Below are 16,650 nucleotides of genomic sequence, written 5' to 3' on the forward strand. Positions count from 1 at the left end.
AATTGATGTAATTGAGGAGCGTAACGCGTGCGACAATTTTGGATGGTGCTATATGGAGTGGTTTTGCTGTTGGGCAGTACGACAAACCTTTTTGCTCAAGAGCAACAAGCCGTGCCTTACTCGGAATCACCGATATTAGATAGGCCCTTAGTGGAACGGTATATTTTAGATGAGTTAAAAGCGTTACGTCAGGATCAACAGGATCTAGAACGGCGTTTGACGATTCAGATCACGGATCGAGAGTTGGCTGTTGCTGATAAATCTCTCAATTATTCTAATGTCACCGTGACCTATTTTTTCTATGTAATTGCGGGGGTCGCTTCACTGGTCGCCTTAATTGGTTGGCAATCATTAAGAGAGGTAAAGCATAACACTCGAGAAATGGCCGATAAAAAACTTAATAAAATAGCTCAAGAATATGAGCGGAAATTTGTCGCGTTAGAGCGTGATCTTAAACGTAAAAGTAGCATCATCAGTGAAAATAACCGAGAAATTGAAATTATCAATGAGATTCATAATTTGTGGTTGCGTTCGCAGAATGTACAAACAGCCGAGCAACGAATCGAAGTGTATGATGAAATTCTTAAGATTCGCCCAGGCGATCTAGAAGCATTAACTTATAAAGCTGATGCGGTCATGGAGATGCAGGAGTACCATTGGGCAATGAGCTTATGTAATCGAGTGCTCGAGTTGGATGAAAGTAATGGCCCTGCACTGTATCAGCGAGCTTGTGCTTATGCTCGTTTAGGGGCTGAAGAACAGGCGTTGGAAGATATTCAGCGAGCTACGGATATCAGCCCTTCGTTGCGAGAATTGATTGCTGATGAGCCTGACTTTGAATCTTTATATGGCAATAAACGTTTTGATGCGTTAATTAGCGGTAATATCAGTTAATTTTTTATGATTATGGTATATCCCCTTGTTACTTGAATCTGCAGGGGTGTTGGCTACGTTCATTCAAAGGCCAGCCTACGGCTGTTCAAATTGTTCCAGACAAATTTGTCACTCACTTGCCGCCGACCTGCAACGCCAAGTTATTTGGGGATAGGCCGAGCTGTTTAACGCATAACGAAGTGTTGTCTTAACGACAAATTATTATCATTAGACACACCTTGGTTTTTCGCGGATAAAGCGCGAGACCCTCAGGGTGTCGGGGAGGGCGACTTGTATTGAGTCGCCACTACATTCTCTTTGTTTTTGTGAGATATCAAGTGGAAAAATCATCCAAATTGGATCGCGTTCGTGCGGATTATAACGTTCATTACTGGAGCCAAGGGTTTTATGGCATTAATGATCAAGGTGAAGTGTATGTTTCTCCTCGTAAAGATCGAGCCTATTCAACGGCCTTGAGTTCGATTGTTCAACAGTTGGAGGCTCGTAATCTCAATTTACCCGTCCTTGTGCGTTTCCCACAAATTTTGCACCAACGAGTTCATAATATTTGTGATGCTTTTAACCAAGCAATAGAAGAATGTGATTATCCCAACCAATATTTGTTGGTGTATCCGATAAAAGTGAATCAACAAAAAGAAGTGGTAGATGAAATACTGGCTAGCCAAGCTAAGTTAGAAACAAAGCAGCTAGGGCTTGAGGCCGGAAGTAAACCTGAACTTTTGGCCGTTCTTGCTATGGCTCAGCAAGCCAGTTCGGTGATTGTATGTAATGGTTATAAAGATAGAGAATACATTCGGTTAGCACTAATTGGTGAAAAGCTTGGGCATAAAGTTTTTATTGTATTAGAAAAACTGTCAGAGTTGGAGCTTGTGCTCAAAGAAGCCAAGAGCCTTGGCGTACAACCGCGCTTGGGTTTGCGCATCCGTTTAGCTTCGCAGGGAGCAGGAAAGTGGCAGTCGAGTGGTGGCGAAAAATCAAAATTTGGTTTAGCGGCGGCACAAGTATTAACAGTGATTGAGCGTTTAAAAGTAGAGCAACAGTTAGATACGTTACAACTGGTGCATTTTCATCTTGGTTCACAAATGGCCAATATCCGTGACGTCAGAAATGGCGTCAATGAAGCCGCTCGTTTTTATTGTGAACTAAGAGAGCTGGGGGCACAAATTGACTATTTTGATGTAGGCGGAGGTTTGGCGGTCGATTATGATGGCACGCGCAGCCAGTCTTCCAATTCTATGAACTATGGTCTGCAAGAGTATGCACGCAATATTGTCAGTGTTGTTGCGGATATGTGCACTCTTTATCAACAACCGAAACCGATCATTATTTCTGAATCGGGCCGTTCAATTACTGCTCATCATGCGGTATTAATTACCAATGTGATTGGAACAGAGATTTATAGCCCTGAAACGATCAGTGAGCCGGATGCCGATGCTCCGTTATTGATGCAAAATATGTGGCGTAGTTGGGAAACATTACGAGAAGGAACCGATGCTCGAGCGTTAATTGAGATTTACAATGATACCCAGAGTGATTTATCCGAGGCGCACACGCTCTTTGCGTCCGGGGTGATTAACTTACCCCATCGCGCATGGATCGAACAACTTTCGTTACGTATTTATCATGAACTACGTTTAAAAATGAGTACGAAAAACCGTTTCCATCGCCCCATTTTAGATGAGTTACAAGAACGGTTGGCTGATAAATTTTTTGTCAACTTTTCACTTTTTCAATCCTTACCAGATGCATGGGGAATTGATCAAGTATTTCCCGTATTGCCCTTGTCGGGGTTAGAGCATGTCGACGATCGGCGAGCGGTGATGTTGGATATTACATGCGACTCAGATGGCGCAATAGAGCAATATGTCGAAGGACAGGGTATTGAAACCACCTTACCCGTTCCTGCTTGGTCGAAAGATACGCCCTATCTGATGGGATTTTTCCTAGTTGGAGCCTATCAGGAAATTTTAGGTGATATGCATAACTTGTTTGGCGATACTCATAGCGTGGTTGTGCATATCAATGATCAAGGTGAGTCAGAAATTACCTTTATCAATGAAGGCGATACGGTTGAGGATATGATGCGTTATGTTCATATTGATGTCGATGCAATTCGTGCCAATTATCGTCAGCTAGTCAGTCAACGAGTGGCAGAGCAAGAGCAGGCAACCGTGCTGGAAGAGTTAGAACAAGGCCTGAGTGGTTATACTTATTTAGAGGATTTTTAAATGAATGATTTGTTTACGAAAACTGATTATTCACTCTACTCCAATGCGATGACTTTTGTCCGTCGCCCGTATGTGAGAAACCCAGTCGATACTGAAGCCGATGTCGTTGTACTTGGGGTTCCGCTTGATATGGCTACATCGGGTCGCCCGGGAGCTAGAATGGGGCCGGATGCGATTCGTCGTGCATCGGTGAATTTAGCGTGGGAAGGCAAAAAATTTCCTTGGGAGTTCAATTTATTTGAGCAAACCAAGGTGATTGACGCCGGTGATCTAGTGTTTGATTGCGGTGATGCGGAAGATTTTACTTATCGTCTAGAGGCGGCCGCAAATGAAATCGTCAAAAGTGGTAAAACGTTACTTGCATTAGGGGGCGATCATTTTATTACTTTGCCGATCTTACGTGCTTATGCCAAGCATGTCGGTGAAATGGCATTGATTCATTTTGATGCGCATACTGATACTTATGCTAATGGCAGTGCTTATGATCATGGGACGATGTTTTATCATGCTCCCAAAGAAGGATTGATTTCACCGAAACATTCGGTCCAAATTGGTATTCGAACCGAGTATAAACAGCAAGGACACGGTTTTAATGTGATTAATGCGATGCAAGCCAATGACATGCCAGTTGAGGAGATTGTTGAGCGAATTCGTCAGATTGTTGCCGATAAGCCGGTCTATTTGACGTTTGACATCGATTGTTTAGATCCTGCGTTTGCTCCCGGTACCGGTACCCCGGTGTGTGGTGGTTTAAATTCCGATAAAATTTTAAAAATTATTCGGGCACTCAAAGGCATCAATTTGGTTGGGATGGATGTCGTAGAGGTGTCTCCTCCTTATGATCAGAGTGATGTGACCGCTTTAGCGGGAGCAACGATTGCCTTGGAGCTGCTTTATGTGTGGGCATCTCGTCAAGAGATAGAATAACTAGACGTTAGCTGCTGATGGAAACCGAGCTTGTGTACGCTCGGTTTTTTTATCAGTTTTTAATGTCCAAAATTACCTAACTTTTAATCAAGCGTAGGAAATGAATCGGTTTGTTACGTTCGTTTACATAACGGTCTTAATACCGATCTCGAAACAAGGTAATCTAAAGCCAGTGATTTATTTTTGCATGATTTTTTGGGATATAGATTATGAAAAATATCAAGTCAATCGTGTTGTCTACGATCGGATTGTCTCTTTTGCCAAGTCTGGGTCATTCTACACCCATTGTCGTGCCGAATCCGCCTCAACTTTCGGCGAAAGGGTATGTGTTGATGGATTACCACACGGGAAGGGTATTGGTTCAACATCATGCTCATGAGCGGCTAAACCCTGCTAGCTTAACAAAATTGATGACCTCCTATGTGGCGGGACAAGGTCTTAAGCAAGGTAAAATTAGCGCAGCTGATCAAGTGACCATTAGCCATAAAGCTTGGGCTAAAAACTTTCCAGATTCTTCAAAGATGTTTATCGAGGTTGGAAAGCAAGTCAACATGATGGACTTATATCGAGGGCTTATTGTGCAGTCTGGCAATGATGCTAGCGTTGCCATTGCTGAGCATGTTGCAGGTTCAGAAAGTGCTTTTGTGGATCTAATGAATTTATGGGCCCAAAAACTGGGGTTAGAAAACACCTCATTTACCAATCCTCATGGTCTCGATAGTGAGGGGCTATACAGCACGCCTTATGATATAGCCAAACTCGCCCAAGCGATTATTCGTGATTTACCGGAAATCTACCCGCTTTATAGCGAAACGTCATTCTCGTATAACGGCATTACTCAATACAACCGTAATGGACTGTTACGTGATCGCAGTTTGAATGTCGATGGAATGAAAACCGGCTTTACCAGCGGAGCTGGTTACAGCTTAGCAACCTCAGCAACCGATGGTGATATGCGTTTAATTTCGGTTGTCATGGGAGCAAATAGCCAAAAATCACGAGAATCAGAAAGTAAACAATTACTCAGCTATGGCTTTAGGTTTTTTGAAACCATCTCACCCCATCAAAACAATGAAGTGCTAGAGAGCGTCAGAATTTGGAGCGGGAAGCAAGATCAAGTTGCGGTCGGGGTTGCACACACGACTTATTTAACGCTTATTAAAGGTGAATTAGCAAAACTCAGCGGTGTTATTGAATTAGATAAGGAGCTGGAAGCGCCACTGAAACAGGGCGAGGTGATTGGCAAAGTGATTTATCAAGTTGATGGACATCAAGTTGGAGAAGCCGCGCTAGTGGCTTTGGAAACAGTGGAAGAAGGGAACTGGTTTAAACGTCTGTTCGATAGCATTAAGCGCTTCTTTGCTGGTTGGTTTTAATGTCGTTTTGACTTAAGGATCAAGCGGAGGTATTAATAAATGATGGTGAGTTCTTCGTCATACATCCTGAGTTTAATTTGTGTGAGCAGATAACGTTATTGCACAAAGCTGTTTGAGAATTATCCTATTTGATGCCTATCTATACTGCTTGGGGTGTTTATTAACCATTTGATTGATTTTAGTAATTTTTTTATTGACCTTATGGCTGAATACGTTAAAGTACGTCTCGTTCCCAAGGCGAAACGGGAATAGATAGTGTGAGCCTAGCGTAATGCGCGTTGCCCTGGTGGTGAAATTGGTAGACACAAGGGATTTAAAATCCCTCGACTTTCGAGTCGTGCCGGTTCAAGTCCGGCCCGGGGCACCATCTATCGAAAGACAGTAAAGGCGCGTTGGCAGAGTGGCCATGCAGCGGATTGCAAATCCGTGGACCTCGGTTCGACTCCGGGACGCGCCTCCATTACTATAAATCTCTGTTATAAATCTCTGTTATTAATCGTAACCAGCATTGAGCTGTTTTTTTTGTTTTAGCCTTTCTCTTAATCTAATTGGCAAGGCGGTTGCCGGTGTATCCGTTGATTTATTTCACTTATGTGAATAAATTCGCCCTCTATTCAACCTAGCTTCACTTTCACTGCTAGAATCTTTCGTAAGCAGCAACGTTGTTTTTTCTATCCGAAGGTCACCTTTACCATTACTTTGTTATCGTATCAATGATGGCGGTTAATGGTGAGCATTCAGAATTACGGCATTGATAGGTGATGTGATTGGGGTGAACGAACGTCACCAACGCTCTTGCAGCTTCAAGTAGCAAGGGGATAATCAAAAAAGGCCAACAATCGCTGGCCTTGTATTAATTATGCATGTATTAACGATATAAGGTTTGTTCAGTTCTTAACCCTTGGATCAAACTGAAACACATTAAGAGTAGCACAAAGCTGAATGGCAACGCTGTAGCGACCACTCCAGATTGCAGGGCCTGTAGTGCCTCTGGGCCGCCAACCCAAAGCATGACCGCAGCAATCGCCCCACCAATAATAGCCCAAAAAATACGTTGTAGAACGGGCGCATCGACTTTACCACCAGCGGTAATACTATCAATAACAAGTGATCCTGAGTCGGCTGAGGTAATAAAGAAAATTAAAATCAATCCAATAGAAATGAGAGAAATAACGCTGCCAAACGGTAATTGCTCATAAACATGGAACAATGTTAATGAAATATCCGTCAGTCCATTGGCTCCTAGTTCACCGATGTGATTGGCAACTTGATCGAGCGCAACACCACCAAAAACAGACATCCAAATTAAAATTAATAACGTAGGAATAAAGACCACCGCAAGGATAAACTCACGAACCGTTCGCCCTCTTGACACCCGTGCGATAAACATGCCGACAAAAGGTGACCATGAAATCCACCATGCCCAATAGAATACAGTCCAACCATGCATCCAGATTTCATCTTCCCGCCCATGGGGATTACTTAGCGGAAGAATATTTTCAACATACGCCATGAAGGTATCAGGGATCGACTGTAAAGTGATAGTAAAGCTGACGATGATCATAAAAATCAACAGTGCAAAAGCAAACAGCATATTAATATTACTAAGCACTTTGACACCACCATTGATCCCTCGAAATACGGAGATGATGGCAATAAGCGTAACAAAAATGATAACGGTAAATTGCATACCGATGCCGCCATTCGTTCCAAAGATATAGTTAATGCCACTTGTGGCTTGCTGAGCGCCTAAACCTAATGAAGTCGCCAGCCCGAATAAGGTTGCTAATACAGCCATAATATCAATAACATGGCCTAGCCATCCCCAAGCGCGATCACCAAAAATGGGATAGAACACGGAACGAATGGATAAAGGGAGACCTTTATTGAAGGTAAAAAATCCGAGCGATAAAGCGACGATGGCATAAATGGACCAGCCATGAATTCCCCAATGGAAGAGGGTCGCGCCCATGGCTAATGATTTCGCTTCAGGAGTATTGGCTGCGACATTAAAAGGAGTTCCCCACCAATTGGTATAGTAAGCGGTCGGTTCAGCCACACTCCAGAATAGTAAGCCGATGCCCATTCCTGCGGCAAAAAGCATCGAGAGCCATGAGGGACGAGAGTGATCCGGGGTGGCATCTTTTCCACCTAGGCGAATTTTACCCAGTGGAGAGATCATCAAGATTAAAGCAAAGCATAAAAAGAAGTTCGTTATCCACATAAAGAAAACATCAAATTCTTGAATAATGCTGTTCTTTAGGGTGTCGAGCACCTCTTTCGCTGTCGTTGGGCCAACCCAGATAATTGAAATTAAAAAGAAAATGATTAATCCGGCACTGATGCCAAAAACAGGGTTATGAACATCAAACCCCCATTTCTGAACGTTATCTTGTCCCACTCGGTAGTCGGTGGTTTCTATACTGTATTTTTTTAATGCGTCTTCCATCGTATGACTCGATCAGTATCGCATTCGTCACTTTTCTACAGTTAGAGAAGTGATGAATGCGTTAAAAGTGAATTAAATAATTAGAGTGCAAATTATTTTTACGGGCTAATCATACCGCTTTTTTTAATTTTTGTCATACTCGGTAAGTGTTTTACTTTTTTTGTTTGTTTTTTCTTATAATTAAAGGTATGTGTACGAAAGGTTTTTGCTTGGTTTTTTGCTTAAGTGGTAACACGATTTCGCTCAATGAGGTGCGACTATGAGTAAGAGAATTCAGCAAAGGATAGTGGGTCAGAACTAGAGTGTGTTAAAGTATCTTTCTCTTTACTCATTGGGTGATTGAATCCGAAGGCATGAGTTAATTTCAATTGAATAGAAGATACTGATGGAAAAGATCGCCATATTGGTCGATGTACAAAACGTTTATTACACCTGCCGCGAACGTTACGGGCGGCACTTTAACTACAATCAATTTTGGTCAATGGCGACAGCAACGCGACAGGTAGTAAAAGCCAATGCCTATGCGATTGCTACGTACGATACTCGTCAACGACAGTTTCACCATATTCTGCGCGGAATTGGTTTTGAAGTGGTATTAAAACCGTTTATTCAACGTGGAGATGGCAGTACTAAAGGTGATTGGGATGTTGGCATTGCGCTGGATGCTTATGAGCTAGCTTCACAAGTGGATACCTTGATTTTAGTCTCAGGTGATGGTGATTTTGAGTTGTTGGTTGAACGAATTCAACGTCGCTTTGGCACTCGGGTGATCGTGTATGGTGTGCCGGGGTTAACCGCTAAAAACTTAATCGAGGTGGCAGATGAGTATCAAGCAATCGAGCTGCCTCTATTGCTCTAGTGTTTACCATTCGTTGGTGTTGGCGGTGGGGGAACGCATTTCGGCGGTTTTATGACCGCTCTAAATCGGTAAGGGAAGTTTCTTGGCCTTCTATTTCATCGGATGGTGATAGTGCGGTTTGTTCTCGCTCAGCCTTAGCAATATAACGAGGCTTGCCACTTTTATGTAGCTTGGCATTTTGCTTCTTCTGCTTAGATTTTAAAATTTGATTAATTCGTTTTTTACGGTTCATGTGAGTGACTAGCCGCTTAAGTCGTGGATGGTGAGCTTACGAGTTTTTATCGTTCAACTCAATCTATTCGTAAGGATGGATGAAAAATACTTAGCGACAAGGGATTAACCGACGATAAAATAGTCGCAGTATGGTCAATACAGCTTGTCGTCAGCAGAGCGATTGAAAGTGAATAACAAAAAAGGGTAACCTCAGTTACCCTTTTTAAGTGTTACTCTCCGGCCACCCATTGGCGTTTGGTTTTTAGGCTGGCAGCGAGCATGTACAAGCAGGTTGCTAGCAAGGTGACAAATAGATAACCCAGTAAGCTTTGGTTGGTTTGAAGAAACCAATCAGCCAGAACTGGGCCAGCGACGGATCCAATGCTATAGCTAAATAGCATCACTTGAGTCGCAGACACAATATAGTGAGCATCGAGCTTGTCACAGCCTAGGTTAATCGCAATCGGATAGAGTGCAAAAGTCGCCATGCCAAGCATAAACAAGCTAACGGCCAGTGTGCCCATTTGGTTATCCAATAATGGCAGTACCGCTGACGTTGCACCTAACAAGCAAAACAGTGCCATAAGCAGAGTTCGTCCGAGGTGTTTTGATAACCAAGGAACCAGAGGTTGTACCGCCATTGCGCCAAGAATGACTAAAGCCATTAAGCGACCAACCTCTGTGTGACTGATCCCACGTTCGGCTAGCTCGACGGGCATCAAGCCATAAATCGCTCCCAACACTAAACCAGAAACTAAGCAACCTATCACTGCGGCGTGACTGAGTTTGGTTATTTGTTTCCATGACAGGCTTTGCCCGGCTTCTGTTGAGGGTTGATCTGACTTACCATAAATCAATACCACGGTTGCGAGTATCAAGAGTGAACAAATTGCGATAAAAGGCATTGAGCCCGCGACACCGAGAAAACCAATGCCCAATTGTCCAATGGCCGTTCCGCCATAAAGTGATGCCATATAAATACCGAGTCTTTTTGCTCGGCCTGACTCGTTACCATGTAGTAGCCAAGATTCCACCACCACAAATACGCCCGCCACAGCAATTCCCGCAATAAAGCGTGCAGTTAGCCAAACTAGGCTGTGGTGATTGATTGGCAAAATCACAATAGAAGCGAGCAAAAGAAGCAAGCAGCCAATAAAAGCATTGCGGTGACCAAAGCGATTCACCAGCGGTTCCATAAATAGCGCCCCCAGCAATAGACCCGCATAGAAAACACTGGCTAACCAACTGGCGAGCGAGGATTCTAACCCATAGTGGGAAAGCATGAGCGGAATGACGCTCATCAAATATCCGGAGGCGACCGCATAAAGAGTTAACGCAATAACCGGTACAGAAATACGATGAACGGAAGTTGGATGCATGTTCATAGTTTTCGCCTCACAAGATGTGGATGATGGAAGAGATTCGCGGCGAATATGAGACTTTAAGCTAGAAAGGTAAAATGAAAAATAATGCTCTTGACGATAAAATAAATCTATCAATCATTCCTTGTGAATAAACAACGATAAAGTTGGACTAATTGCAGGGGATAGACCAACTTTACCGCTCGTTTTATTGAATGAATTATTGTTCAGTAGTTTGATTTATCCATTGATTAAATTGTCCTTTTGCTAGTGCACCATTGATCATATTTATTTTTTGGCCATGTTTAAACACCATAATGGTTGGAATGCTGCGAATTTGATATCTTTTCGCCAATTCGGGCTGTGCTTCGGTATCGATTTTAATAAACCGGAGGCGGCCTTGTTGCTTTTTGGCTTCTTCTGCAAAAATGGGGGCAAATCCAACACAAGGGTGGCACCAAGGGGCCCAAAAATCGACGACGACGGGTTGAGCACTTTTTAGAAGCGTATCGAAATTGGCTAAGGTTCCTTCAATCGGGGCACCATCTAATAATGGGGTTTGGCATTTGCCACATCGAGGGCTTTCGGAAACGCGATCCGATGGGATTCTATTTAGCCCATGGCAGGCAGAGCAACGAGTGGTGAATGTTGACATAACTTCCTCTTTATCATCATTGTGAGTGACTCAGACTTAACTTGAGCGGTTAAATCGGCGTATACTGAGAACTTTATGCACGATTTTAACAAAAAATCGCTATTTTCTGTATCAAGGGCGGGGTATGAATGGCGTAGATGACGACATCAGTTGACTCCCCCTGAAAAATGACAACAACAAAGCAGGACGATAATGACTCAATATTATGCTGAAATTACTGGTTGGGGTAAATGTTTACCTCCCGCCTCGCTCTCTAATGAAGATTTAAGTACGTTCCTTGACACCAGTGACGAGTGGATCCGGACTCGAACGGGGATTGAAGCGCGCCGTATCAGTCATGTGGATACCTCTGATTTAGCAACCGTTGCGGCCCAACACGCCATCGCTTGTGCTGGTATTAATGCACAAGATATCGATTTAATTATTGTTGCGACCTGTTCTCCAGATTCATTAATTCCTAATATTGCGTCCAAAATTCAACAAAACTTGATGATTGATAACGCTGCTGCTTTTGATTTGAATGCCGCTTGCACTGGGTTTATTTACGGGCTTGAAACGGCGACTCGTTTGATGCAAGCCAGTTACTATCGCCATGCATTGGTGATTGGTGCCGAGCACCTCTCTTTTTACATTGATTGGACTAAGCGAGATACCGCCGTTTTATTTGGTGATGGTGCTGGTGCGGTGGTATTGAGTAAAACGGAGCAACCGTTAGGGCTACAACACACTCAAATTGGCTGCGATGCTCAAGGGCGAGATATTCTTGCGGTACCTAAGTTTGGCAGTTCGATGGATCGCTTCGCTGCTGATAATGGTTATTGGGCATTTGATTTTGTTGGTAAAGAGATCTTTAAGCGGGCGGTTAAAGGTATGGGGGCAGCAGTACAGCAAGTCTTAGCTCGTAGTGGGCTGGCTCAGCAAGATATTGATGTGATGGTTCCACATCAAGCTAATATCCGTATTATTCACACCTTGTGTGATCTAGCAGGCATTGATCAAAGCAAAGCATTTGTGAATATTCAACACTATGGCAATACCTCAGCAGCGACCGTTCCTATTGCGTTATGTGAAGCACTCGAACAAGGACGAGTGGCGGCTGGCGATGATCTGCTAGTTGCCGCCTTTGGCGCTGGACTCACTTGGGGAGCAGGCCATATAAAATGGGGTGAACGTGTAACCCCACTGGCCAAGAGTGATGCACAATTACCTCCTTGTGAACAAACAGCGTTAGCTTTATTGCAACAAGCCATTGAACATTGTCAAAAACGGCCCCTATCACATCAATAGAATAAATGATGGTAAGGAGCCGAGATGGCTTCTTTCTACGGCGTTATCGACTTATCATATAGAGCCACTATATTTCAAAGCCTCAGCCGTGTAGAAAGAAGCCTCAAACAGCGACAAAAACCAGCTCGAAAAGTCGGCTTGCTTGAAATAGGCTAATGGGTTAAGCAAGCGCCATGGCAAGCAAGCTAATGGGATGTAGGCACTCTTGTTGGGTGTTTTCCTCTATTTGCCATTTACATGTTTCACAATCCGTGACTGCAAAATCTGCCTCGGAATGATTAATGGCGCTAAATAAATGGTTGCCAATTTTCATCGATACGTCGTAGTTTTCTTCTTTAAACCCATACGTACCGGCTAATCCACAACATTCACTCTCTAACACGATCAACTCCAGCCCAGGGATCATACGCAGCAACTCGATAGTAAACATTACATTACCGCTTCGTTCTAAATGACAAGGGGTGTGATAGACCACTTTTAAATGAAGCGGTTTCATTGCTGGAGCATTCCCACTCATAAATTCTTTGAGTAAAAAGCGAGTGACATATTCAATCTCATTGACCACTTTACTGTTATCCACTCCGAGTACATGAGGATATTCTTGCTGAAGGGTGAAAGAACAAGTCGATGATGTAGAGATGATTTTGGTTTGGTAATCTTCAACTGCGGATTCAATATGTTTGATATTGAGCAAAGCATTTTTTCGAGCTTTGTCGTGAAAGCCGTTGGCGATTAAAGGTACACCACAACATTTTTCATTTTCGAGTAAGCGCACCCCAATATTCATAGCATTGAGAACGCGTACTAAATCTTTGCCTAATTGGGGGTGGTTATAATTCACATAACAGCCGTGGAAGTAAGTTACTTGCCGTTGATACAGTGGTTGACGGGTACAGTTTTGTTTAAACCAGCGACGAAAAGTACCCTGTGAATATTTAGGGAGTGCTTTATGATCATGTACGCCAATGGTTTTGTGCATGATCTTTTTTACCACGGGTAAAGCTGTTGCGAAATTGACCACAGGAGCAAACGGTGTGGCAAGAGAGCCAAATAAATCGGTGTGACTCAATACATAGTCCCGGACAAGTTTGGGATTTAGCGGTTTTTTACCATATTTACCGCGAGCGACAGCAATCAAATCACCGATCTTGACTCCAGAAGGACACGCCGTTTCACAGCGTTTGCAGTTGGTACAATATTTTAAGGCTTCATCATAGTATTCAGGGCTTTTAATACGTAAACGTTCACCATCTGGGCCACATTGTTTGGGGCCCGGATAATCGGGGTTAGCTTTTGCTACAGGGCAATAAACGGTACACACGGTGCACTTAATACATTGATCAAAACTGGTGTTTTGAGGAGCTGCTTGAGAGAAGGGGGTGTTCATACTCGCGCCTCCAGAGTCGAATAAATAGTAGAATCAATTTGTAGCGCTTGTTTAATGGCATAGTAAGCTGTTGCAATCGCTACTCCGCCACCGCTACCTTCAAATACCGGATCGTAGCCAGATAGCATCGAACCACAGCAATATAGATTTTTGATCGCGATGTCTTGTTGATAAGGATTCAGCTGTGCATTGGTTTGTACGCCAAAGGTCATAAATGGATGAGCCTTAGGTGCAAAAAAGTTCCCATTTCGCCATAACGTCCGCTGTTGAGGATAGCTGACCTTCAGCCCAAAGATTGGTTCAGAGATCTGATCTTGCGTGGCTGCCAATCCTTGGCTGAAATAACTTCCTGTCGCCATGATAAAGTATGGTGCTTGTACTGGGATATCTCGTAGATTTTGGGTATAAATTTCGTTTAACTGACCGTTAGTAAATGTGCCGCGAACGACTTTATCTCCTTTCAACTGAGTGCCTCCCAGTTGAATAAAGATACGGTTAAGCGTTTCTTCAATCCGAATACCAAGCAGAGAGGGCGGCATCGTGGGTACTTCATGAAAATGTAATTGTGTTGCCTCACGTAGCTTATTCATCAAGATTAGCCCATCACCGTTGCCCATAATGGCTGGTAGGATCACCAAATCATCAGGTGTTGCGAGCGCAGTTAATGCGTGACACAGGTGATCCCATGCACTTTGTTGTTTGAGAAAACGCGCTATATCAATCGACCGAAGCTCATTTGGATTACGCCGATACGCATCAAAGCCGGGTAAGGTAATGGTTTTATGTTCAATGTGTGTATTGGCAAAATCAACGTGTTGGCGAAGATTATCCTGCAACATTTGTGGATGGAAATCTCGGTAACCGTCGATAGCGATAACCACAATACGTTTAAAAGGGAGGGCATCATGGTGTTGATAAACGAACGGCTGGGAAAGCCAAGTGGCTTTCAATGTACCTAACGGAGTGATGCGTTGATGATTCGCTCCTTGTGGGTGATGGAGCATTGGGAGCCCAGCATCCGTAATGGTACGTTTGAACCAGTCCAGCCCCTCCATTAATAATGGTTGTCCTACAAGGTGGTAAGGATGTTGGTCATTTTGCTGTTTCAGTTGGTTGAGTGCCTCAAAAGGATGAGTCACAGGGCTACCATCCGGGAGTTTGGCGAGTACATCAATTGAGCCGGAAGAAAAATGTAACGCACTTTGCCCTTGGTTGATCAATAAGGTTTTCTTTCCTGCTTGTAAGCTACGAATTGCCGCCGTATATCCTGCAATTCCGCCGCCGATCACCACAATATCATAGTGCATCATTGGTTATTCTCCTTATGATTATTGGCTTGATTCAGCTCTCCTGCGCCGAGTAGCCCATCATAAATCCAGTAACTAAATTCGGCTTCTCGTAGAGCATCTCCCCAAAAAATGGGTTTAATTCCTTTCCAGCGCTCTTCAAGAAATTCGGTAAGTAATTGGCTAGACTGCTGACCTGTACAGTGGCCATATTCTGAAAAGAGGGTCGCAGCTCGGTAGCTGCACAACTCTCCCTGACAAGGCCCCATTCCAAGACGAGTTCGACGGCGTAAGTCGACCAAGTTATTCACATCGAGCTGGGTAATCGCGTATTCAATCTCTCCGGCAGTGACCATTTCACATTCGCAAATAATGGCTTGGTTTTTCATCTCATCGGTTAAGAAGGCTTTTGCTCTTTCCCCATGACGATAAATGGCCGACTCATAAACGGGTTTGGCGATACTGGCGGTTTTTTTGACCTCTTTTGGGGTTTCATTTGAACCAGGAAGTGGCTGTAGATGCGTCGTACAAGGTTGCTGATTCCCCAGTTTTTTTGCGATGAGATCAGTTGCCCATTCAGCCATTAATCGGTAGGTCATTAATTTGCCGCCGGTAATGGTCGTTAACCCATTCAAACCATCTCGTTCTTGATGATCTAACAGTACAATTCCTCGGCTGATATTGCGTCCACTTCCATCATCATCGACTGAAACTAAAGGTCGTACGCCAGCATAAGCACGTAAAACGCGTGTATTTGCCATAATTGGAGCTAACTTTGTTCCTTCTTTGAGTAATACATCCACTTCATGATCGGTGACGTGTAAGTGATCGATTTGGTCATAATCGATGTGTTCTGAGGTGGTGCCAATTAACGAAATGGTATCCCCAGGGACTAAAATATCGGCATCCGACGGTTTTCGGCAGCGATTGATCACAAGGTTGTTAATTCGATAATCCAGAATCAGCAAAGATCCTTTTGCTGGAAACATTTTGATATTCAGATCGGCGTATTCGCAGATATTTTGTCCCCAGATTCCCGCCGCATTAATGACTTGTTTTGCATAAATATCAAACGATTGATGAGTGCTTAGTTGTAGGCAGTGGACACCTAAGATAGTGTCACCTTGGCGGATAAGGCCAGTGACGATGGTGCGATTAATGATTTGTGCTCCCCGCTCTTTGGCATCCAAGACATTGGATGCACAGAGACGAAAAGGATCGATCGTTCCATCGGGAACTTTAATAGCACCGACCAAAGCAGGGTTGACATTTGGCTCTAATGCCAATGCTTGCTTGGGTGTTAAGCGGGAAGTTTCGATTCCAGCCTGAGTACAGGCATCGATAAAACGTGCTTGAAAAGCTAAGTCATCTTCCGGCAAGGTAATAAATAAGCCGTCGGTTGCTTCTACACAGTGTTTGGCAATTTTTTTGAGAATCTGATTTTCTTGGATACACTCTTTAGCTGATTCAGGATCTGTGACTGCATAACGAGCGCCTGAGTGGAGCAAGCCGTGATTTCGGCCTGTCGTACCAGAAGCAATATCGTCTTTTTCCAAAAGAATGCACGGGATACCTCGTAATGCGCAATCGCGCATAATTCCCGTACCCGTTGCGCCACCTCCGATGATGACTACGTCAGTTTCCATTCGTTGCTTTGCCGTCATGACCGTTACCCTATTTTTATCCGTTATGCTGATCGTTATTCGTTGTACTAATAGTTATTGTGTC

The 16,650-nt window shown here is 43.7% G+C and carries 13 protein-coding genes and 2 tRNA genes; 8 read left to right on the forward strand and 7 right to left on the reverse strand.

All coding sequences use genetic code 11. The features are described 5' to 3' along the window. Nucleotides 1-42: 42 nt before the first annotated feature. From FKN05_RS09890 to FKN05_RS09915, 6 genes are all read left to right on the forward strand, one after another. Nucleotides 43-894 (forward strand): tetratricopeptide repeat protein, encoded by an 852-nt coding sequence (locus tag FKN05_RS09890; RefSeq protein ID WP_161433839.1) that lies wholly within the window; start codon nt 43-45, stop codon nt 892-894. A gap of 317 nt (nt 895-1,211) precedes the next feature. Then, on the forward strand, nt 1,212-3,122 hold the full coding sequence (gene speA / locus FKN05_RS09895) for an arginine decarboxylase (RefSeq protein WP_170887422.1): 1,911 nt from the start codon (nt 1,212-1,214) through the stop codon (nt 3,120-3,122). After that, the gene (gene speB / locus FKN05_RS09900; RefSeq protein WP_099610109.1) at nt 3,123-4,049 is read left to right on the forward strand and encodes an agmatinase; all 927 of its coding nucleotides are present in this window, start codon (nt 3,123-3,125) and stop codon (nt 4,047-4,049) included. A gap of 209 nt (nt 4,050-4,258) precedes the next feature. Then, a complete protein-coding gene (locus FKN05_RS09905; protein ID WP_099610110.1) occupies nt 4,259-5,425 on the forward strand; it encodes a D-alanyl-D-alanine carboxypeptidase family protein in 1,167 nt (388 codons plus the stop codon). Between the two features lie 280 nt (nt 5,426-5,705). Further along, a tRNA-Leu gene (locus FKN05_RS09910) sits at nt 5,706-5,792 on the forward strand. A 19-nt stretch (nt 5,793-5,811) separates the two neighbouring features. Beyond that, nucleotides 5,812-5,885, forward strand: a tRNA-Cys gene (locus FKN05_RS09915). Between the two features lie 408 nt (nt 5,886-6,293). Here FKN05_RS09915 and FKN05_RS09920 read toward each other — a convergent pair. Next, on the reverse strand, nt 6,294-7,874 hold the full coding sequence (locus tag FKN05_RS09920) for a BCCT family transporter (RefSeq protein WP_161433836.1): 1,581 nt from the start codon (nt 7,872-7,874) through the stop codon (nt 6,294-6,296). 385 nt (nt 7,875-8,259) lie between these two features. Between FKN05_RS09920 and FKN05_RS09925 the strand changes: the two genes are divergently transcribed. Further along, nucleotides 8,260-8,733, forward strand: a complete 474-nt coding sequence (locus FKN05_RS09925; RefSeq protein ID WP_170887423.1) for a LabA-like NYN domain-containing protein — start codon at nt 8,260-8,262, stop codon at nt 8,731-8,733. A gap of 49 nt (nt 8,734-8,782) precedes the next feature. Here the strand turns inward: FKN05_RS09925 and FKN05_RS09930 are convergent, their stop codons facing one another. From FKN05_RS09930 to trxC, 3 genes are all read right to left on the reverse strand, one after another. Next, nucleotides 8,783-8,965, reverse strand: a complete 183-nt coding sequence (locus FKN05_RS09930) for a DUF2986 domain-containing protein (RefSeq protein ID WP_099610112.1) — start codon at nt 8,963-8,965, stop codon at nt 8,783-8,785. 211 nt (nt 8,966-9,176) lie between these two features. Beyond that, nucleotides 9,177-10,331 carry an MFS transporter gene (locus tag FKN05_RS09935; protein ID WP_099610113.1) on the reverse strand — a complete coding sequence of 385 codons (1,155 nt, stop codon included), beginning with the start codon at nt 10,329-10,331 and terminating at the stop codon, nt 9,177-9,179. Nucleotides 10,332-10,527: 196 nt separating this feature from the next. Further along, nucleotides 10,528-10,962: a thioredoxin TrxC gene (gene trxC, locus FKN05_RS09940; RefSeq protein WP_099610114.1), complete on the reverse strand. Its 435-nt coding sequence runs from the start codon at nt 10,960-10,962 to the stop codon at nt 10,528-10,530. A gap of 192 nt (nt 10,963-11,154) precedes the next feature. On the opposite strand from trxC, the gene FKN05_RS09945 reads away from it, so the two are divergent. After that, a complete protein-coding gene (locus FKN05_RS09945) occupies nt 11,155-12,249 on the forward strand; it encodes a ketoacyl-ACP synthase III (protein ID WP_099610115.1) in 1,095 nt (364 codons plus the stop codon). Nucleotides 12,250-12,409: 160 nt separating this feature from the next. Here FKN05_RS09945 and glpC read toward each other — a convergent pair whose 3' ends face one another. From glpC to glpA, 3 genes are read right to left on the reverse strand one after another with little or no spacing between them, the layout of a single operon-like run. Beyond that, on the reverse strand, nt 12,410-13,636 hold the full coding sequence (gene glpC, locus FKN05_RS09950; RefSeq protein WP_099610116.1) for an anaerobic glycerol-3-phosphate dehydrogenase subunit GlpC: 1,227 nt from the start codon (nt 13,634-13,636) through the stop codon (nt 12,410-12,412). Next, nucleotides 13,633-14,946, reverse strand: a complete 1,314-nt coding sequence (gene glpB, locus FKN05_RS09955) for a glycerol-3-phosphate dehydrogenase subunit GlpB (RefSeq protein ID WP_099610117.1) — start codon at nt 14,944-14,946, stop codon at nt 13,633-13,635. The genes glpC and glpB overlap by 4 nt, the downstream gene beginning before the upstream one ends. Further along, nucleotides 14,943-16,586, reverse strand: coding sequence for an anaerobic glycerol-3-phosphate dehydrogenase subunit A (gene glpA, locus FKN05_RS09960; protein ID WP_170887424.1), 1,644 nt, complete (start codon nt 16,584-16,586; stop codon nt 14,943-14,945). Before glpA ends, glpB begins: the two co-directional genes overlap by 4 nt. Nucleotides 16,587-16,650 lie beyond the last annotated feature (64 nt).

Source organism: Vibrio sp. 1-1(7), from assembly GCF_013048485.1.
In the GTDB taxonomy this organism is placed as follows: domain Bacteria; phylum Pseudomonadota; class Gammaproteobacteria; order Enterobacterales; family Vibrionaceae; genus Vibrio; species Vibrio fujianensis.